This is a genomic window from Armatimonadota bacterium (assembly GCA_031459715.1).
GTDB lineage: Bacteria > Sysuimicrobiota > Sysuimicrobiia > Sysuimicrobiales > Humicultoraceae > Humicultor > Humicultor tengchongensis.
In genome coordinates, this window is the sequence record JAVKIA010000002.1 from 1 (window position 1) to 17,834 (window position 17,834).

Annotated in this window: 22 protein-coding genes; 21 read left to right on the plus strand and 1 reads right to left on the minus strand. The window is 68.0% G+C overall.

The window, feature by feature from the left end; all coding sequences use genetic code 11:
- Positions 1-226 precede the first annotated feature (226 nt).
- From QN152_01010 to QN152_01110, 21 genes are all read left to right on the plus strand, one after another.
- Complete coding sequence (locus QN152_01010) at positions 227-1,261, plus strand: ethylbenzene dehydrogenase-related protein (protein MDR7538097.1); 1,035 nt, start codon at positions 227-229, stop codon at positions 1,259-1,261.
- 184 nt (positions 1,262-1,445) lie between these two features.
- Positions 1,446-1,625, plus strand: coding sequence for a hypothetical protein (locus QN152_01015; GenBank protein MDR7538098.1), 180 nt, complete (start codon positions 1,446-1,448; stop codon positions 1,623-1,625).
- Positions 1,626-1,791: 166 nt separating this feature from the next.
- Positions 1,792-2,109: a hypothetical protein gene (locus QN152_01020; GenBank protein ID MDR7538099.1), complete on the plus strand. Its 318-nt coding sequence runs from the start codon at positions 1,792-1,794 to the stop codon at positions 2,107-2,109.
- A 222-nt stretch (positions 2,110-2,331) separates the two neighbouring features.
- Positions 2,332-2,574 (plus strand): helix-turn-helix domain-containing protein, encoded by a 243-nt coding sequence (locus tag QN152_01025; protein ID MDR7538100.1) that lies wholly within the window; start codon positions 2,332-2,334, stop codon positions 2,572-2,574.
- Between the two features lie 23 nt (positions 2,575-2,597).
- Positions 2,598-3,725: a hypothetical protein gene (locus QN152_01030; GenBank protein MDR7538101.1), complete on the plus strand. Its 1,128-nt coding sequence runs from the start codon at positions 2,598-2,600 to the stop codon at positions 3,723-3,725.
- Positions 3,726-3,808: 83 nt separating this feature from the next.
- The gene (locus tag QN152_01035; protein MDR7538102.1) at positions 3,809-4,648 is read left to right on the plus strand and encodes a fumarate hydratase; all 840 of its coding nucleotides are present in this window, start codon (positions 3,809-3,811) and stop codon (positions 4,646-4,648) included.
- A gap of 16 nt (positions 4,649-4,664) precedes the next feature.
- The gene (locus QN152_01040; protein ID MDR7538103.1) at positions 4,665-5,228 is read left to right on the plus strand and encodes a Fe-S-containing hydro-lyase; all 564 of its coding nucleotides are present in this window, start codon (positions 4,665-4,667) and stop codon (positions 5,226-5,228) included.
- 74 nt (positions 5,229-5,302) lie between these two features.
- Complete coding sequence (locus QN152_01045; GenBank protein ID MDR7538104.1) at positions 5,303-7,012, plus strand: succinate dehydrogenase/fumarate reductase flavoprotein subunit; 1,710 nt, start codon at positions 5,303-5,305, stop codon at positions 7,010-7,012.
- Positions 7,013-7,029: 17 nt separating this feature from the next.
- Positions 7,030-7,482, plus strand: coding sequence for a succinate dehydrogenase, cytochrome b556 subunit (gene sdhC, locus QN152_01050; protein MDR7538105.1), 453 nt, complete (start codon positions 7,030-7,032; stop codon positions 7,480-7,482).
- Positions 7,483-7,599: 117 nt separating this feature from the next.
- Positions 7,600-7,959: a hypothetical protein gene (locus QN152_01055; protein ID MDR7538106.1), complete on the plus strand. Its 360-nt coding sequence runs from the start codon at positions 7,600-7,602 to the stop codon at positions 7,957-7,959.
- 14 nt (positions 7,960-7,973) lie between these two features.
- Positions 7,974-8,834: a succinate dehydrogenase iron-sulfur subunit gene (locus QN152_01060; GenBank protein MDR7538107.1), complete on the plus strand. Its 861-nt coding sequence runs from the start codon at positions 7,974-7,976 to the stop codon at positions 8,832-8,834.
- Between the two features lie 197 nt (positions 8,835-9,031).
- Entirely contained in the window at positions 9,032-10,801 is a 1,770-nt protein-coding gene (locus QN152_01065; protein MDR7538108.1) for a carbon starvation CstA family protein, read from the plus strand.
- 54 nt (positions 10,802-10,855) lie between these two features.
- The gene (locus QN152_01070; protein MDR7538109.1) at positions 10,856-11,266 is read left to right on the plus strand and encodes a hypothetical protein; all 411 of its coding nucleotides are present in this window, start codon (positions 10,856-10,858) and stop codon (positions 11,264-11,266) included.
- Complete coding sequence (locus QN152_01075; protein ID MDR7538110.1) at positions 11,259-11,534, plus strand: hypothetical protein; 276 nt, start codon at positions 11,259-11,261, stop codon at positions 11,532-11,534. The genes QN152_01070 and QN152_01075 overlap by 8 nt, the downstream gene beginning before the upstream one ends.
- Complete coding sequence (locus tag QN152_01080; protein ID MDR7538111.1) at positions 11,521-12,543, plus strand: TRC40/GET3/ArsA family transport-energizing ATPase; 1,023 nt, start codon at positions 11,521-11,523, stop codon at positions 12,541-12,543. Before QN152_01075 ends, QN152_01080 begins: the two co-directional genes overlap by 14 nt.
- The gene (locus QN152_01085) at positions 12,524-13,549 is read left to right on the plus strand and encodes an ArsA family ATPase (GenBank protein MDR7538112.1); all 1,026 of its coding nucleotides are present in this window, start codon (positions 12,524-12,526) and stop codon (positions 13,547-13,549) included. The genes QN152_01080 and QN152_01085 overlap by 20 nt, the downstream gene beginning before the upstream one ends.
- Positions 13,546-14,040, plus strand: coding sequence for a hypothetical protein (locus tag QN152_01090; protein ID MDR7538113.1), 495 nt, complete (start codon positions 13,546-13,548; stop codon positions 14,038-14,040). The genes QN152_01085 and QN152_01090 overlap by 4 nt, the downstream gene beginning before the upstream one ends.
- 58 nt (positions 14,041-14,098) lie before the next feature.
- On the plus strand, positions 14,099-15,481 hold the full coding sequence (locus tag QN152_01095; protein ID MDR7538114.1) for a cytochrome ubiquinol oxidase subunit I: 1,383 nt from the start codon (positions 14,099-14,101) through the stop codon (positions 15,479-15,481).
- Positions 15,478-16,599, plus strand: a complete 1,122-nt coding sequence (locus QN152_01100; protein ID MDR7538115.1) for a hypothetical protein — start codon at positions 15,478-15,480, stop codon at positions 16,597-16,599. Before QN152_01095 ends, QN152_01100 begins: the two co-directional genes overlap by 4 nt.
- Positions 16,551-16,970 carry a tRNA (N6-threonylcarbamoyladenosine(37)-N6)-methyltransferase TrmO gene (gene tsaA, locus QN152_01105; protein MDR7538116.1) on the plus strand — a complete coding sequence of 140 codons (420 nt, stop codon included), beginning with the start codon at positions 16,551-16,553 and terminating at the stop codon, positions 16,968-16,970. Before QN152_01100 ends, tsaA begins: the two co-directional genes overlap by 49 nt.
- A gap of 65 nt (positions 16,971-17,035) precedes the next feature.
- On the plus strand, positions 17,036-17,518 hold the full coding sequence (locus QN152_01110; GenBank protein MDR7538117.1) for an adenosine-specific kinase: 483 nt from the start codon (positions 17,036-17,038) through the stop codon (positions 17,516-17,518).
- On the opposite strand, the gene QN152_01115 is transcribed toward QN152_01110, so the two are convergent.
- Entirely contained in the window at positions 17,515-17,655 is a 141-nt protein-coding gene (locus QN152_01115; protein ID MDR7538118.1) for a hypothetical protein, read from the minus strand. The genes QN152_01110 and QN152_01115 overlap by 4 nt on opposite strands.
- Positions 17,656-17,834 lie beyond the last annotated feature (179 nt).

Here is a 17,834-nt window from a genome sequence, read left to right on the forward strand (position 1 = left end):
CGCCTCTCCCGATGACCATGCAGCAGATTCGGTCTGTTCATCCTACAATCCTGCTCTGTCGTCGAACTTGGGCGACGGGGCACTAGTAACCTGGCCCAAGAATACTGCTGCAAACGGATAGACGGCGGCATAAGACCCTCATAGTCTGAAGACCGGTGCGATCGGTTCGGCTTACTCTCTCCAGCCGCCCGGCCCTATGGATGCCCGCAGAATGGGGGGATACGTGATGGCACAGAAGGCCCAACCCGTCCTGGTAGCCGTGGCTACTGTAAGCCTGATCGCCGGCCTGTTGTGGATCGCCGTCGCCCGCACTGCAGGTCAGCAGCCTGAACTCGTCGCGGTGAAGGTGACCACTCCGCCGGTCATCGACGGCGCGGTGGATGCGGTGTGGAACCAGGCCAAACCCATCACCATTAGGGTCACCGGAGGCGCCAACCAGGGAAGCCACGACGTCGTGCTGCGTGCGATCTACACCACCGACAGTGTGTACTTCCTGGCGCAGTGGAACGACCAGACCGAGAGCCTGCGGCGCTTCCCCTGGGAGAAGCAGGCCGACGGTTCCTGGAAGCAGTTGAAGACCAGCACCGAGCATGACGAGAACACGTACTACGAGGACAAGTTTGCCGTGATGTGGAACAACAACATCAGCGGGTTCGAGCAGAGCGGCTGCTTCGCCACCTGCCACGCCGGGGAGAAGCCTGCGGGGAGCGCCTACGGCAACAAGTACACGCCCAACCCGGGCGAATGGGGCGATATCTGGCACTGGAAGGCCGTGCGCACTAACCCCGTCGGCTATATTGATGACCAGTACGTTGACAGCGCCCGCTACGACAAGGACAAGGCCCCCGAGGCGGGAAGGCACTCCGACCCCAAGACAGGTGGAGGATACACGGATAACAAGACTGCGGATGGCAAGCTCCCTGCCTTCGCCCTGCCGGGGAACAAGCCGGCACCGCCGTTCTGGATTCTGGACGCGGAGAAGACGCCGTTTGACAACAGCAAGTACAAGGCGGGCGACCAGGTCCCCGGCATCATCGTCGCGCCCTTCGCGGGTGACCGCGGGGATATCCGGGCCAAAGGCGTATACGCCAACGGCCAGTGGTCGCTGGAGTGGGGGCGGAAGCTGACCACCCCCGGTGAGAAGGACGTCCAGTTCAAGGATCTGTCCAAGGCCTACGCCTTCGGGATCGCCGTCTTCGACAACGCGCAGGTCCGCCACTCTTTCCAGATGGGCGTGGCCCGCATGGTCTTCCAGCGGTAGGTAGAGGGACTTCGATCTCCTCCCCAGGGGCGGCGCCGACCCGGCGCCGCCCCTGAACTTTCCCGCACCGAGCGGCGCAGCACCTAAAGGAGGACCGCGGATGGGCCGTCCGCCCGATGGCGGCTGGTGGTGGCAGGCCCTACGGTCAAGGTGGTGGCGCGCCGCAACGGACGGAAGTGAAGAGATGACCATCGAGGAACTCCTGGCAACGGCCTACAGCGCCGAGCGGCAGCGGTATCTGGCAGAACGGCGCCTGCAGCGGGAGGTGAAGCGCGCCTCCCTGCGGCCGCGGGAAGCGTATCCCGCCCCCCTGCCGAACCGCCTCCACCGCGGTCACACTGACCGTCGGCGGCGCGCCGCCTGAGGTCTCACCTGAGACGGTAACCCGGCGCTCCGCTCCCTCCTCTCGCCGGAGTAGTGGCCCTTCCGAACCAGAGGCGGTCACCCCAAGGGCCCAGCGGCGATGGATGCCGCATCCGATGGGCGCTCCAGGGAGGAAGACATAGCCTGAGAGTGCGGAGGTGGCGGTCATGCTGGATGAGATCGATCTGCTCCGCGCATACCGGCGCAGCCTGCGGGGGGCTCGGATCGGGTCCAAGCTGGCTCTAGAACAGCACCACGACACGATGCGGCGGGAGCGCGAAAGGCGCCGCCGTGAGCGACTGGTTGCCAGGGAAGCCCTTCTCCGGGAGCGAGAACGCACGGCCTACCTCCTGGAGGACTACAAACGGACCTTTGCCCAGGCCCAGGCGGAGGCCAAAGAGTACCAGGCCATCCTGGAGCGGGCGAAGGAGGAGGGGCGCTACCTGCTGCGCATCCTGGAGCTGCTGAGGAAGCGGGCCGCCTGACCGCTCCACGTCGCCCTCCCCGTACCCGATCTCCTACATTCCACGCAGTTGGTCATCCGGTGAAGCTGTGCACATGAACGGAGCCCCGGGCTGCATAGAAACCCGGCGCCGCCTGTTCCTCCTAGTGCACACGTAGCCCAAATGGTGCGAACGCATCATGCCTAGCGTGCGAGGCGCACATATGATTGAAGCAACAAGAAGGGAACGTTGCGGGGAGGGTTGATGGGCAGGGTTGCACCGGGACAGCCGTCCGGGAAGCGCTTCCTTTCCCGCCGGGAGGTGGCTCTGCTCTTCGACGTCTCCGCGCACACCGTCTACCGCTGGACCCGGGAGGGACGACTCCCCTACATCATGACCCCCGGGGGTAGACGACGGTATCCGAAGGAGGAGATCGACCGCCTGGCGGCCGCCTGGCTGCGGGTGCGTCGCGGCGAAGACCGTGCGCCCGAGGGGCGCAGACCATAGCAGAGGGTTAGGGGGGACAGCGGATGGACAGACGTAGCATCCGGCGGGCCGCGCTGGTGGCGGGCATTGTTCTGGCCTTGGTGGCGGGCTCGATCGTGCTGGTGCGGGCGCAGGCGGATATGCGGGCTCAGTGGGCTCGCTCAAAGCACGCCAACCGGGAGCTGCCCCGCCTGGAGGCGACCGTGGAGCGCCGCGGCGCGCTGGCCGCTCACTGTGGGCGCTGTCACGCAGAGCAGGGCTACCTGGCCTGGCTGCCGCAACTGGAGGGAGGCAACCCCGGCCTGATCACCAGGCCCGACGGCAGCCCGGCGGACGAGGCCTACCTCTCCAGCCTGGGCCTCAACCGCTTCTCCGTGCGACCGGTCACCTGCACCACCTGCCACCAGGCCAACTTCAAGCTGCGGGTCACAGCCACCACCCCGGTGCTCCCGGCAGGCTTCCGCGCCGTGGGCGTGGGCCTGGGGGCGCAGTGTATGACCTGCCACAATACCCGTAACGGGGCCATCACCTGGAACGCTCCCGACCCCAGGCGCTACACAGCGCCGCACACAGCGGCACAGGCGGACGTGCTCATGGGCAAGAACGCCTTCTTCGTGCCACCGGCGGAGGCGACCATCTCGCCCCACGCCACCTTCATCGGCGACGCCTGCGTCACCTGCCACGTGCGCTTCAACAAGGAGAGCCACACCTTCAAGGCGCCGGAGGGAGTGTGCATCCGCTGCCATGGGGCGGATGTGACCGCGGCGCGCGTGAAAAGCAGCATCGAAACCCTGCTGCACGAGGTGGAGAAGGCCATCGCCTCCCGGGTGATGGCGGCGAAGGACCGGATTGCCATCATCCGGAACTGGGACCCCCAGACCGACAAGTACACGGACAACTTTAAGGTGGACCCGGCGCAGATCGTCTCGGTGAACCTGGTGGAGATCCACGGGCAGCAGGGGCTGAAGTTCAACCTGCGCGCCGGCGGGGCCTGGTACAGCCAGCTGGGCAGCGTGGTGGACCCCGCGGGGAAGCCGGTGTTCGCTACCGGCGATCCCATCGTCCGTGCCGGCTGGAACTTCTTCCTCATCGAGGGCGACGACAGCTTCGGCGTGCACAATCCGCGCTTCGCGCGGACGGTGCTGCTGGCGACGCTGGACGCCCTGAAGTAGGCCCTCCCTATGCCCTCTCCCTGCGATCCGCAGCGTCAGGGTCGCAGGGAGTGGCATTGCTGAGCGAAAGGGGGCTGGGGCGGATGCGGGTCATCCCCTACGCCGACGTGGTTGCCGCCGTGAGACGGCTCTGCCTGGAGGCGGCGATCCGTCTCCCTGCAGACGTCTGGGAGGCACTACGCGCGGCGCGGCAGCGGGAGCAGTCGCCGCTGGGGCGCCGCGTGCTAGACGAGATCCTGGAAAACGACGAGCTGGCGGCGCGGGAAGCGGTGCCCATGTGCCAGGACACCGGCACGGCTGTGGTATTCGCCGAGCTGGGCGAGGACGCCCGGGTGGAAGGCGGTCTCTCCCAGGCCATCGACGAAGGTGTGCGCCAGGGCTACAGGGACGCCTACCTGCGCAAGTCCATCGTCGCCGACCCGCTGCGCCGGCGGAACACCGGAGACAATACCCCGGCGGTGGTGCACGTGGAACTGGTGCCCGGCGACCGCCTGCGCCTGACCCTGCTGCCCAAAGGCGGAGGGGCGGAGAACATGAGCCGGGCCACCATGCTGGCTCCCGCCCAGGGGGAGGCCGGCGTGCGCGCCTTCGTCCTGCAAACCGTGGAGACCGCCGGACCCAACGCCTGCCCTCCGCTGATCGTGGGGGTGGGAATCGGAGGGACCTTCGACAGTGTGGGGCTGCTGGCCAAGCGGGCGCTGTTGCGGCCGGTGGGGGAGCGGCATCCCGATCCCTACTATGCGGCCATGGAGGAGGATCTCCTGGAGGCGATAAACGGTCTCGGCCTGGGACCTATGGGCTACGGCGGCACCGTCACGGCCCTGGACGTGCACATCGAGGCCGCCCCCTGTCACATCGCCAGCCTTCCGGTGGCGGTCAACCTGCAGTGCCACGCCGCGCGGGTGGCACGCACGGAGGTGTGAGATGGCAGAGGCGGAGATGGCGGTGCGACGCCTGACCACACCCTGGTCCGAGGAGGTAGTGGAGAGCCTGCGGGCCGGGGGCCAGGTTCTGATCAGCGGTGTGATCTACGGCGCGCGCGACGCGGCGCACAAACGGATGGTGGAGACCCTGGAGCGCGGCGAGGCGTTGCCGGTGGACCTGCATGGCCAGGTGATCTACTACGTGGGGCCCACACCGGCGCGACCGGGAGAGGTGATCGGCTCGGCAGGGCCCACCACCAGCGGCCGCATGGATGCCTACAGCCCCACCCTGCTGGCCCACGGGCTGAAGGGGATGATCGGCAAGGGGTACCGCTCGGCGGAGGTGCTGCAGGCGCTGCGGCGGCACAGAGCGGTCTACCTGACGGCCACGGGTGGAGCCGGGGCACTGCTGGCCCGCCGCATCCGCCGCGCCGACGTCCTGGCCTACCCCGATCTGGGACCGGAGGCGCTCTTCCGCTTCGAGGTGGAGGAGTTCCCGGCCATCGTTGTCAACGATGCGCACGGCGGCGACCTCTACGCCGAAGGCCGCAAGGCTTACCGCCGCGTGGTGTTGGCTTAGTCCACCGGATCTGCCCCCGATGCCGCGGCCGCGCGCCGTTCTCTGAGCAGCAGACTGAGCGCGGAGCACGCACAGTGGAGATCATCACACACGACCTGGTCATCCTGGGCGCCGGGCTGGCTGGCCTGCGGGCGGCGCTGGAGGCCGCGGCCGTCTCCCGGGGCGCGCTGGACATCGCCCTGGTCTCCAAAGTCCAGCTCATGCGCGCCCACTCCGTAGCCGCGGAGGGCGGCACGGCGGCGGTGCTGCGTCCCGAAGAAGGGGACAGCCTGGAGCTGCATGCCTGGGACACGGTGAAGGGCAGCGACTTCCTGGCCGACCAGGACGCGGTGGACCTCTTCGTGCGCACCATGCCCCAGGAGATCCTGCGGCTGGAGCACTGGGGACTGCCCTGGTCCCGCCGCCCCGACGGACGCATCGCCCAGCGGCCCTTCGGCGGCCACTCCTTCCCCCGCGCCGTCTACGCCGCAGACAAGACGGGGTTCTTCGAGATGCAGACCCTCTACGATACCCTGCAGCGCCACACCCAGATCCGGCGCTACGACGAGTGCTTCGTCACCGCCCTGGTGGTCGAGGAGGGGACCTACCGCGGCCTGGTGGCCATGGACCTGAAGAGCGGCAGGCTGCTGGCGCTGCGCAGCAAAGCGCTGATCATCGCCAGCGGCGGAGCGGGCCGCCTCTACCACTTCACCACCTACTCCCAGACGGTGACCGGCGACGGCCTGGCCCTGGCCTATCGCGCCGGGATCCCGCTCAAGGACATGGAGTTCGTCCAGTTCCACCCCACCGGGCTGGTGCCATCGGGCATCCTCATCAGCGAGGCGGCGCGGGGCGAAGGCGGCTACCTCATCAACCGGGAGGGAGAGCGGTTCCTGGAGCGCTACGCGCCGCAGCGCATGGAGCTCGCCCCGCGGGACATCATCTCCCGCTCCATGATGACGGAGATCGAGGAGGGGCGGGCCTACCCCCGGCCCGACGGTCTGGACTACCTCCTGCTGGACCTGCGCCACCTGGGCGGGGCCAGGATCAACGAGCGCCTGCCCTTCATCCGCGAGCTGGCCATCAAGTTCGCCGGCATCGACCCCATTGAGCAACCGATTCCTGTGCGCCCGGTGGCCCACTACTCCATGGGCGGTATCCACACCGACCTGCGGGGGGCCACGCCGCTGCGGGGCGTATGGGCGGCCGGGGAGGCGGCCTGCGTCTCCGTCCACGGGGCCAACCGCCTGGGGACCAACTCCACGGCGGAGTGCCTGGCCTGGGGAGGCTTCACCGGCTCGGACGCGGCGCGCTTCGCCGCAGAGGCTGAGCTCCTGCCTCTTCCCGAAGGCGCCGTGGCCGACCAGGAGCGGCGCCTCTCCCAGCTCTTGCAGGCGGAAGGGACGGAGAGCCCCTACCAGATCCGCGTCGCCCTGCAGGAGACTATGGACCGACACGTGGGCGTCTTCCGCACGGCCGAAGGACTGCTCCGGGCGCTGCAGCGGATCAAGGAGCTTCAGGAACGAGCCCGCCGGCTGCGGGTGAGCGACCGGGGGTGCATCTACAATACTGACCTGGTGACCTGCCTGGAGCTGCAGAACCTGCTGGAGGTCGCCGAGGTGGTGGCGGCCGGTGCCCTGGCCCGCACCGAGTCGCGGGGGGCGCAGGCGCGGCGCGACTTCCCTCGGCGGGACGATGTGCGCTGGCTGGTACACACCACGGCCGTGCGCACTCCTGACGGCCCGCGGTTGTCCACGTGGCCGGTACCGATCACCCGGTGGCAGCCGGTGGAGCGTACCTACTGAAGGACGGGGGTGAGACCATGCGCAGCGGTGGAGCGGCGAGGCTGCAGGTTCGGCGGCGGCTGGGGGTGCGGGGGTGGATATACGCCGGCCGGTACGGGATCGACCGGTACCTGTACGTGCTGCAACGCGTCAGCGGCCTGGGTCTGGTCCTCTATCTCCTCCTGCACATCTACGAGACCGGTGCGCGTCTGCGGGGCGAGGCGGCCTGGACGGCCACCATGGCCCTTTTCCGCCATCCGGTCTTCGTCTTCCTGGAGTTCGTCGTCTTCGCCGGCTTCATCTACCACGCCCTCAATGGGGTGCGCCTGATGGTCGCCGAACTGGGATGGCTGCTGGGTGCGCCGGCGCGTCCGGTTTACCCGTACGGCAGCTCGCTAAGCCGCCACCGACCCTGGGTCTATGCGCTGATGCTGCTGGGCGGCGTCCTGCTGGCTTTGGCCGCCACCGACATCTTTGCCTTGCCAGGTTGACGTAAGGAAGGACCGCCGGGGGACGGAGGGGGTTATTGCCGATGCAACGACATGTGTGGGAATCGACGGACCGTCGTTGCACGCACACGTGGCCGCAGCGGCACGAGGGGTGTGGTCATGGGTGAGTCTCGCTGGTGGTTGATCTCTCTGGCCGCGGCGGCGCTGATGGTGGTCCTGCTCACCATCCACATGGGGCTGATGCACCTCACCGGCTTGCTGCGCGCTACCGGCGTGGACCTGGGCGACGTACGCTCCTTCGCCGAGGTGACGGCCCGGGGGCGCAGCGTGACGCAACTGGTCTTCTACCTGCTACTCCTGGCCGCCGCCCTCTACCACGGGCTCTACGGGCTGCGCAGCGTCCTGCTGGAAGTGACCCCTCCCAGGGGCCAGGGGCTGATCTCCGGTCTGGTGCTGCTGGCCGGGTTGGTGGCCTTCGCCTACGGGGCCTACGTCACCGTTAGAACGTTTACCGGATGAGGGCCGCAGACAGAATGAGGAAGCAAGCCGCACCGGACTCGGCCGCAGCGACCGTGACCCTGCGCGTCTTCCGGTTTCACCCGGAGGCCGCTGCCTCCCCGCGGTATCAGGACTACCGGGTACCGGCTGCCCCGGGCATGACCGTGCTCGAGGCCCTCGTATGCATCAAAGAGCACCTGGACGCCACCCTGGCTTACCGCTCCTCATGCCGTATGGGCATCTGCGGCTCCTGCGGTATGTTCGTCAACGGCTTTCCCCGGCTGGCCTGCCAGACGCAGGTGCAGACGCTCGGCTCCCTGGTGCAGGTTGGGCCTCTGCCCAACTACCCGGTGATCCGCGACGTCGTGCCCGACCTGGAGCCGATGGTAACCCACCACGCCGCCGTGCGTCCCTTCATCATCCGGGATGAACGGGAGCAGGAACCTCCCACCACGGAGTACCTGCAGACGCCGGGGGAGCTGGAGGCCTACCTGCAATTCGCCTACTGCATCAAGTGCGGCCTCTGCCTGGCCGCCTGCCCCACCGTGGCCACCGACCCGGCCTTCACCGGTCCGCAGGCTCTGGCTCAGGCGTACCGGTACAGCGCCGACTCCCGCGATTGGGGCTTCACCGCGCGCCGCGCCGCCGTCGACCACCCGCATGGCCTCTGGCGTTGCCACCTGGCCGGCGCGTGTACGGAAGCCTGTCCCAAAGGCGTGGACCCGGCTCTGGCCATCCAGCTGTTGAAGCGCCTGGCACTGGCCGCTGCGCTGGGCATGGGCCGGCGACGCCCCGCCCCGCTGGCTCCGCCCCCCGTGGCGGTTCAGCGGCGCCCCGACATCCCCGCTCCTCCGCCTCCAATCGTGGGGGCGAGTCCCGCTGCCGACCCGACCTGACACCAAACATCTGCTCGGGGTTCATACATTCCTCACCCGTTGACCGTCCCGGTCGAAGGTCGGTACCGTTATGGTACGGGTAGTCTCTAGCGCGGCGGCGCTTCCGCCCATGTTGCCCGCCATCGGTTCGGGAGGATGTGAGAGACGGTTACAGACGGCAGCGGGAAGAGGATTCTGTCGCATGGGGAGGTGATGATATGACAGCCCTGATGCTGGTGGTGGCGATCATCGCCGTCTGGATCGGCTACCGGGCCTACTCAGCCCGGATGGACCGGTACGTGCTCCAGGCGGATCCCAACCGTGCGACGCCGGCCAAGCTCTACCAGGACGGCGTGGACTTCATGCCGGCCTCTGGTAGCGTGCTCTACGGCTACCAGTTCAAGTCGATTGCCGCGTTGGGGCCCATCGTTGGCCCGATCGTCGCCGCCCAGTGGGGGTGGCTCCCCGCCCTGCTCTGGTTGATCCTGGGCGTTCTCTTCATCGGGTGGGTCCAGGACTACACCACATCGATGATGGCCATGCGCTCCGAGGGCATGACCATGGGCGGCCTGAGCTACAAGCTGGTCTCTCCCCGGGCCCGCAGCATTCTCCTTTCCTTCCTGTATTTCTACCTGCTGCTGATCATGGGCGCGTTCGGCGCCATCGTAGCCGGGCTGCTGGCCAACCCCAAGGTGCCCATCGGGTTCATCATCGTCACCCTGGCCGGGGTCCTGGCCGGGCACATGACCTACCGGCTGAAGCGCGACCTAGTCAGCACCACCATCATTACCGTGATCATCGCCTTCATCGGCGTCTACCTGGGACAGACCGGGGCCCTCAGCCGCATCACGGAATGGTTCAATGGCCTGGTGGGATACACCACCACCGTGGCGGACAAAGAGGTCAGGAACGTCCTCTACATGACCCCCTACGGTCCCATGACCTGGCCGGTGTGGATCTGGGGCATCCTGGCGCTGGTCTTCTGCTACCTGGGCTCAGTCCTGCCCATCTGGCGGTTCGCCCAGCCCGTCAACTACGTCTCCTTCTGGCTGGTGATCGCTGGCATCATCGGGGCCATCATCGGCATCTTCATCACCCGGCCGGGCTTTGCGGACTTCCCCGCCTTCACCGGCTTCTACGCGGTAGGCGTACTGGCGCCCGGCGTTGCCACCCCGCTGTGGCCCATCATCTTCGTCACCATCGCCTGCGGGGCCATCTCCGGCTGGCACAGTCTGGTGACCACCTCCGGGACCTCGCGGCAACTGGAGCGGGAGACCGACACGCTTCCGGTGACCGCCGGGGCCATGTACACTGAGGCGATCCTGGCCGTCCTGTCCCTGACCTTCGCCGTGGCCGGGTTTGGTGGTTTCGCCGGCTACAAGGAGGCGCTGGCCCGGGGCGGCGGGGCGGTCTTTGCCGGAGGGATGGCCAAGTTCCTCAACGTGCTGGGTGTGCCCACGGACTTCGGAGCGGCCTTCGGCTCCATCTTCCTGGTGATTATGGCCCTGACGGTGATGCAGCTGGTCCTGCGCTTCATGCGCATCGCCAGCGCCGAGCTCCTGGGCGACCGGGTGCCCGCCTTCCGCAACCCGCACTTCGGCTCCGTCATCGCCATCCTGTTCACCCTGCTGATCCTGTGGACCGGGTTCTGGGCGCGCATCTGGATCCTGTTCGGTGGGTCCAACCAGCTCTTCGCCGGCCTGGCCCTGATGCTGGTCTCCATCTGGCTGGCCAACCAGGGGAAGACGTACCGGTGGGTGGCCTACCCGGCCGTCTTCATGTACGTGACCACGGTGGCCGCCCTGCTGGTCACCGGGTGGGTCAGCCTGCAGGCGGCGCTCAAGCCCGGCCTGGCGGCGCCCTTTGTCTTCGGCAACCTGGTGGCGGCGGCCATCGCCTTCGCGCTGGTGGTCCTGGCGGTGATCCTGGCCGTTGACGGCCTGCGGTCGTTCCAGCGGGCGCGGCTGCAGCCCGCTGCGGCGACCTAGTATAGTAGCAGTGGGGGAGGGGTGGCCCGCCCCTCCCCCGCAGGAGGGATGCGGATGCCCACCCTCGAGGTGGTTACACCCACGCTGACGTACTTCTTCCACTGCGCCCACTGCGAGACGGCCCTGAGCGTGGCGGGGGTGGGGCAGGTGGTGCACGACCAGGAGATCAACGAGTACCCGGAGGACCTCAAGGAGCAGTACCTGCAGCTTTGCGATTGGATCCGTGCCCTAGCCGCCCGGCATGCGGGGAGGCTGCGGGTGCGCATCGTGGACGCGTACTCCCCCCGGGGTTTGTGGATGGCCCTGCGCCACCGCGCCCGCACCTTTCCCCTCTTCGTCCTGGACGGCCGGCGCATCGCCGCCGGGGCCGACCTGGCCAGTGTGGCGGCGTTGCTGCGGGAGCGGTTCGTCCCCCAGGCGGGAGAGCCGCACGCGGGCGCGCCGCCGGAGGTGAAGAATGCCTGAAGAGAAGCGGTCCTTCCTCTCGGCCTTCCGCCGCCAGCTTAAAGATTTCGTCTACGGGATGGCGGCGCACGAGATGACCCGCCACGCCCTGAAGACCCGCGGCAGCATGGAGCACCTTTTCATCCTCATCACCATGGGCGACCTGCTGGGCGTGCCCATCCTGCCGCCGTACTACTCGCTGCGCCTGCTGCCCTACGTCGTGCCGCAGATCTCCACCTGGAAGCGGAGCATGCTGCGGGAGCGAGACCTGACGGATGCTCTCTCCTGAACCCGCGGGCCCCGCCCCCCTGGCCCGCTTCTTCCAGGACTTCCCGCAGCGCCGCTACATCATGTTTGGGGGCAAGGGCGGTCTGGGGAAGACGACCTTCTCCGCGGCCACCGCCTACTACCTGGCCCGCCGCGGCCATAAGGTCCTGGTCTTTTCCGTCGACCCCCAGGCCTCCCTCTCTGACATCTTCCAGCAGGACATCTACGGCCGGGGCCCCGTGGAGATCATCCCCGGCCTCTTTGCCCAGGAGATCGACGCTGACCGGCACATCAAGGAGTACCAGGACCAGATCCGCCGCAAGATCCTGGAGATGTACGGCTTTGACCGCGTGCCCGAGGAGATCGAGCACTACATCGCTGCGGCCTCAGCGGAGCCGGCCATGGAGGAGAGCGCTATCTTCGACCAGGTGGTGGACATCGTCGTGGCCGGTCAGTACGACTACTTCATCTACGACCTGGTCCCGCTGGGCCACGCCCTTTACTACCTGAGCATGGCCAGCGTCTACGACGAGTGGATCGAACGCATCACCCGGCTGCGCCAGGAGATGCAGCAGTATGCGGAGATGGCTGCCCGCTTCAAGGGGGAGCAGTTGCAGGAGGACCTGATCCTTCAGGAGTTGCAGGACATCCGGCAGCGCATCACCACCAGCAGCCGCATCCTCACCGACCAGGCCAGAACGGCGTTCTTCTTCGTCATCATCCCCGAGGAGATGGTCCTGCTGGACACGCAGAAGGCGGCGCAGCTCTTCTCCCGCTTCCAGGTCCCCATCAGCGGGTACATCGTCAACCGCGTCCTGCCCGAGGCCCTGGCCAAGGAGCAGATTCCCGACTATCTGCAGCACCGGCTCCAAATGCAGCAGGGCTACCTGCACAAGATCAGCGACCTCTTTGGCGGGCAGGTGCTGGCCTGGATTCCTGAGTTCGAGCGGGACGTCACCGGGCTGGAGATGATCGCGCGCATGGCCGAGGCCATGTTTGGGGGAGACGGGGGTGAGCCTGCAGACCGCTAGCGCCACCTGGGAGGACCTGGTGGAGGAACCGCTCTCTGCCGTCATCGAGGCCCGCCCCACCCTGAAGTACCTCTTCTTTGGCGGCAAGGGCGGGGTGGGCAAGACGGTGCTGGCCGGAGCGGCGGCCCTGGGACTGGCCCGGCGGGGGCGGCGCGTCCTGCTGGTCTCCACCAACCCGGTACACAGCCTCAGCGGGCTGCTGGACCAGGACGTCTTCGGCCGGGTCACCCCGGTGCGGGGAGGGGAGGGGTTGTGCGCACTGGAGATCGACACCCGGGAGACCATCGAGCGGTCCAAGCGGGAGATCAAGGAGAAGATCGACTGGTTCCTCAAGTACGCCGAGATCCGCACCCGGGCCGACGCCTTCGTGGAGTCCGCCACCATGAACCCGGCCTTCGAGGAATCGGCCATGTTTGAGAGCATGATTGACGTGATCTTCCGCGGCGAGTACGAGGTCTACGTCTTTGACACCGCCCCCACGGCCAACGCCCGCAGGCTGCTGGGGATGTCCGCCGTCTACTCCATGTGGGTGCAGAAGATGGTGCAGAGCCGGGAAGAGGCCCGTTCCCTGCGGCGGCTCCTCTCGTACAGCAAGCAGGAGGAGGCCGACCCGCTGCTGGACTACCTGCTGCACTTCCGCGACCGCATCGCTGCCGCCAAGCGGCTGCTCACCGACACAGGTCTGACAGCCTTCTTCTTCGTCACCCTGCCCGAGGCACTGCCCATCGCCGTGGTGCGCCGCTTCATCTCCTGGTTCCAGGACTTCGGTATCCCCATCGGCGGCGTCATCGTCAACGGCGTGATCGACCGGGCCATGGTCCCCGACACCGCTCCCCCCTTCGTCCTCAACCGCATCGCCGCCCAGGAGACCTACCGGGAGGAGATCAGGCGGACCTTCCCCGGCATGGTCCGCGCCGTCATCCCCCTCTTCGAGACCGAGGTGCGCGGCGTGCCCATGCTGGAGCGGGTGGCCCGCGTGCTCTTCGCCCCGGGTGCGGGCCCATGACCATGCACCTGCTGGAGGCGTTCAACCCCATCGTCGGCCGCACGGCGTTCGTTGGACTCTTCCTCCCCGAACCCTGGCGCCTCAGCCGTGCCGTGGTCACGCCGGACGTGCAGACCACGGTGCGGGAGGGAGAGCAGCAGTGGGTGGCCTCGGGCGAGACCCGGCACGTGCTCGTCCACGGGGTGCGGCGGACGGAGCGCGCCGACCTGATGGTGCGCGTCACCCCGGGTGCTGCCCGCCGCCCCCTGGCCTCGCGAGTGGGAGCAGAGAGTGGGGCCCTCACCGTGGGCGGCCATCCCGGGGAGTTCCACCTGGGGCGGCGGCGAGACGGATGGTTCACCGCCCGGATGGTGCCCGTGGTGCGGGTACGCACCTACTGCCCGCGCACCCGGCGAACGGTCCTGCTGGAAGTCACCGGCCAGCTCCCACCCGAGGAGCTGAGGGCCCTGCTGGACGCATTCCAGCGGATAGCGTGCCACAGCGGGCCCTGAGGGCTGAAGCGAGGTTCGGGCGGCGCTCCGGCGGCTCCACCGCTGCACGAGGCTAGCGATGCACTACCCCTGGTGGCACGTCCCCTTCCTCACGGCGCCGATGCTCATCGCCATTGTCGCGGTCCTCCACGTCCTGGTGGCGCACTACGCCGTGGGCGGGGGGCTCTTCCTGGCCGCGGAGACCACCTACGCCTACCGCAGCCACAACCTCCGCTACCTGGACTACCTGCGGCAGCACGCCTGGTTCTTCATCCTGCTGACCGTGGTCTACGGGGCCATCACCGGAGCGGGCATCTGGTGGACCATCGGCCTGGCCTCCCCCCTGGCCACGGAGAGCCTGATCCACATCTTCGTCTTCGGCTGGGCCATGGAGTACGTCTTCTTCGTCCTGGAGATTGTCTCGGCGTTCATTTTCTACTACTTCTGGGGGCGGCTGCCGACCCGGACGCACCAGACAACAGGCTGGATCTACGCCGTCTCGGCCTGGATCAGCCTGGTACTGATCACCGGCATCACCGGCTTCATGCTCAACCCGGGCGCCTGGCCGCAACGGCAGAGCTTCTGGGTGGGGTTCTTCAACCCGCAGTTCCTCCCTCAAGTCGCCGCCCGCACGGGCGGCGCCTTCCTCCTGGCGGCGCTCTACGTCTACCTGCACGCGGCCTTCAAGGTCAAAGACCCTGCACTGCTGCGCCTGATCGAGCAGCGCTCCGCCCGGCCGGCGCTGCTGGGCAGCATCCTGGTCATTTTGGGCGGGGCGGGCTGGTACCTCTTCCTGCCGGCCTCGGCGCGCGCGGCGCTGGCCGCGGCCAGCGTCCTCAACGTCCTGATGGTGTGGCTCTTCGCCATCACCGTGGCGGTCTTCGCCATGCTCTACCTGGGCCCGTACCGCCACCCCGGCTGGCTCTCTCCCGGGTTCGCCCTCCTCTTCCTCGGCCTGGGTCTGGCCGCGGTGACCACGGGCGAGTACGTCCGCGAGGCGGTGCGCAAGCCGTTCATTATCTACAACCTGGTCCTGGGCAACCAGATCCTTCCCGCCCAGATGCCCCGGCTGCGGGCGGCGGGCATCCTGCAGGAGGGGGTCTGGCCCCGCGCCTTCGTGGCCACCCACTACCCGCACCTGCTGCGCCAGGGTCGGGTGGACCAGAAAGGACTGCTGGGGTTGCCCCAGGCTGACCAGGTACTGCTGGGAGAGGTCCTCTTCATGCACGCCTGCAACGACTGCCACACCTCCAGCTCCGGCTTCTCCGCGCTGCGCAACCTGATGCGCGGGTGGACCCCGGAGATGGTGCGGACTGTCACCGAGCATCCGGAGCGGGTGCACTTCTTCATGCCGCCATGGACCGGCACAAAGGCCGAATCCCGCCTGCTGGAGCAGTACCTGCGGACGCTGGTGCTGCCCTCCCCTGTGGAACTGCCTGAGCCGATGGGAGGCCGGCGGTGAATCCCGCCGACCTGGTCGCCCCGGCCAGCCCCCTGGGGTTCCCCGCCCCCTACTGGTTCCTGGTCCTGCTCAAGGTGGCGGGCTTCACCTTGCACATGGGGCCGATGCACCTGTGGACCGCCGGGCTGCTGGTGGCCCTGCTGTTGACCCGCCGCCCCGATGCGCACGCCCGGCTGCTGGGGGAGCGGCTGATCGCTCAGCTTCCCGTGGTAATCGCCCTGGGGATCAACTTCGGCATCGTCCCTCTGCTGTTTCTCCAGGTGGCCTACTACCGCGTCTTCTATCCGGCCACGGTGCTGGCAGCCTGGTCCTGGTTCGCTGTCATCCCTCTGCTGGTGCTGGCCTATTATGGCGTCTACCTGTGCGCGGGGGACCTGCGGCAGGCGCGGTCGGGCGGCCTGCGCCGTCTGGTCGGCTGGGTGGCTGCGGCGGCCTTCCTGGCCATCGGCCTGGCGTTCGTCAACGGGATGACGCTCATGACGCGGCTGGAGGCCTGGCCCGACCTGTGGCGGGCCACCAGCCGGGCCGGCGCACCTCTGGGAACCGCCCTCAACCTCTCCGACCCCAGGCTGCTGCCGCGCGGGCTGATGATGCTGGCCCTGGCGCTTGTTACCACGGCCGCCTACGCAGTGGTGGACGCGGGGCTCTTCGCCCGCGGTCTCCCGGCGGCCTACCGCCGCTGGGTGGCCGGCTTCGCCCTGCGCCTGGCTACCATTGGGGTGGTAGGGTTCGCCATTTTCGGATCCTGGTACGCCTTCGCCACCTGGTCGGCGGAGGCGCGAGGGGTGATGCTGGGCCGGCTGGCCCCGCTCACCGCGGCCACCGCCGCCGCGCCGGCCCTTCCCTGGCTGCTCATCGCCAGGCAGCGCCGCGGCCCCACCCCGGGCGCGGCTCTGGCCACCGGGCTGGCACAGCTTGGTGTCCTCGCCCTGAACGCCACCAGCCGGCAGGTGGTGCAGAACCTGGAGCTGGCCCGCTTCCTGGATGTGGCCGCCGAGCCGGTGCGGACCCAGTGGAGCCCGCTGGTCGTCTTCCTGCTCCTCCTGGCCGGCGGCATGGGGGTGATCCTGTGGATGGTGGGCAGGGCCAGGAGCATCCTGCGCCCGGTACCTCACTGATCGTCTACCGACCGATCGGGTATGTGGAGAACGCCTTTGACCAGCCCGTGGCCCCGGAAGTCCTCCTGGCCGCCACATCCCGCATCGTCCTCGACCCGGCGCTGGTCGAAGGGCTGGCGGGTATCGAGCCAGGGCAGCGGCTCATGGTCGTCTTCCACTTCCACCGCGCGGGCGGATACAAGCTGCAGCAGCACCCGCGGGGGGACCCCGGCCGGCCGCGCCAAGGTGTCTTCACCCTGCGCAGCCCCCACCGTCCCAACCCCATCGGCGTGACGGTGGTTGAGGTGCTGGCTGTCCAGGGCCACATCCTCACCGTGCGCGGGCTGGACGCCATCAACGGCACCCCCGTACTGGACCTGAAGGCCGAGTAGGGAGCAAGGCCGGCGCCGGGGAATCTTTCCCGCACCTACTCCCTGGCGCGGGACGGAGGGCACCTGTGGAGCTGAGCAGCGTCAAGATCCAGAAGCCTGACGAGGTGAACCTGATTCTGGGGCAGGCCCACTTCATCAAGACAGTCGAGGACCTGCACGAGGCGCTGGTGGGTGCCGTGCCCGGGTTGAAGTTCGGACTGGCCTTCTGCGAGTCCTCAGGACCGGCACTGGTGCGCTGGAGCGGGACCGACCCGGAGCTGGTGGAGCTGGCCAGGCAGAACGCCTTCGCCCTGGGCGCAGGCCACTGCTTCCTCATCTTCCTGCGGGACGCCTTCCCCATCAACGTGCTGAACGCGGTCAAGCAGATCCCGGAGGTCTGCGGCATCTACTGCGCCACCGCCAACCCGGTGGAAGTCCTCCTGGCGGAGACGGAGCAGGGACGGGGCATCCTGGGGGTGATCGACGGGCTCCGCTCCCGGGGAATCGAAGGCGAATCGGAGATCGCCGACCGCAAGGCGCTGCTGCGGCGGTTCGGCTACAAGTTCTAGAAGGTGCTCTGCACAGCGACTTTACGGGGAAGAAAGCGCAAGGCGATGGGAATCAGAATGGTGGCCATGATCAGCCCGACCACCCAGTAGAACTGCTGGCGCGTCTCACTCCGCAGCCCTGTGATCTCCCCGCGCACGGCGGCGAATTCCCCCCCCAACGGCGGCGAATTCCGCGACCATCTTGCGGCGCAGGTCGCGCAAGCCAGCTTCCAGAGCGGATAGGCGCCTTTTGATCTGCTCATAAGCCCCCGCTGGCCACGCCATACGAATCTCCAGAGACTCTGCGGTCACGCCCTCGCCCCTATACAGCCTGGCA

Excerpts from the sequence above, each read along its gene's own strand:
- sdhC (MDR7538105.1), top strand. The coding sequence starts at position 7,030 with ATGCGCAGCGGTGGAGCGGCGAGGCTGCAGGTTCGGCGGCGGCTGGGG.
- QN152_01020 (MDR7538099.1), top strand. The coding sequence starts at position 1,792 with ATGCTGGATGAGATCGATCTGCTCCGCGCATACCGGCGCAGCCTGCGG.
- QN152_01035 (MDR7538102.1), top strand. The coding sequence starts at position 3,809 with ATGCGGGTCATCCCCTACGCCGACGTGGTTGCCGCCGTGAGACGGCTC.
- QN152_01010 (MDR7538097.1), top strand. The coding sequence starts at position 227 with ATGGCACAGAAGGCCCAACCCGTCCTGGTAGCCGTGGCTACTGTAAGC.
- QN152_01030 (MDR7538101.1), top strand. The coding sequence starts at position 2,598 with ATGGACAGACGTAGCATCCGGCGGGCCGCGCTGGTGGCGGGCATTGTT.
- QN152_01080 (MDR7538111.1), top strand. The coding sequence starts at position 11,521 with ATGCTCTCTCCTGAACCCGCGGGCCCCGCCCCCCTGGCCCGCTTCTTC.
- QN152_01065 (MDR7538108.1), top strand. The coding sequence starts at position 9,032 with ATGACAGCCCTGATGCTGGTGGTGGCGATCATCGCCGTCTGGATCGGC.
- QN152_01025 (MDR7538100.1), top strand. The coding sequence starts at position 2,332 with ATGGGCAGGGTTGCACCGGGACAGCCGTCCGGGAAGCGCTTCCTTTCC.
- QN152_01095 (MDR7538114.1), top strand. The coding sequence starts at position 14,099 with ATGCACTACCCCTGGTGGCACGTCCCCTTCCTCACGGCGCCGATGCTC.
- QN152_01015 (MDR7538098.1), top strand. The coding sequence starts at position 1,446 with ATGACCATCGAGGAACTCCTGGCAACGGCCTACAGCGCCGAGCGGCAG.
- QN152_01075 (MDR7538110.1), top strand. The coding sequence starts at position 11,259 with ATGCCTGAAGAGAAGCGGTCCTTCCTCTCGGCCTTCCGCCGCCAGCTT.
- QN152_01060 (MDR7538107.1), top strand. The coding sequence starts at position 7,974 with ATGAGGAAGCAAGCCGCACCGGACTCGGCCGCAGCGACCGTGACCCTG.
- QN152_01070 (MDR7538109.1), top strand. The coding sequence starts at position 10,856 with ATGCCCACCCTCGAGGTGGTTACACCCACGCTGACGTACTTCTTCCAC.
- QN152_01055 (MDR7538106.1), top strand. The coding sequence starts at position 7,600 with ATGGGTGAGTCTCGCTGGTGGTTGATCTCTCTGGCCGCGGCGGCGCTG.
- QN152_01090 (MDR7538113.1), top strand. The coding sequence starts at position 13,546 with ATGACCATGCACCTGCTGGAGGCGTTCAACCCCATCGTCGGCCGCACG.
- QN152_01040 (MDR7538103.1), top strand. The coding sequence starts at position 4,665 with ATGGCGGTGCGACGCCTGACCACACCCTGGTCCGAGGAGGTAGTGGAG.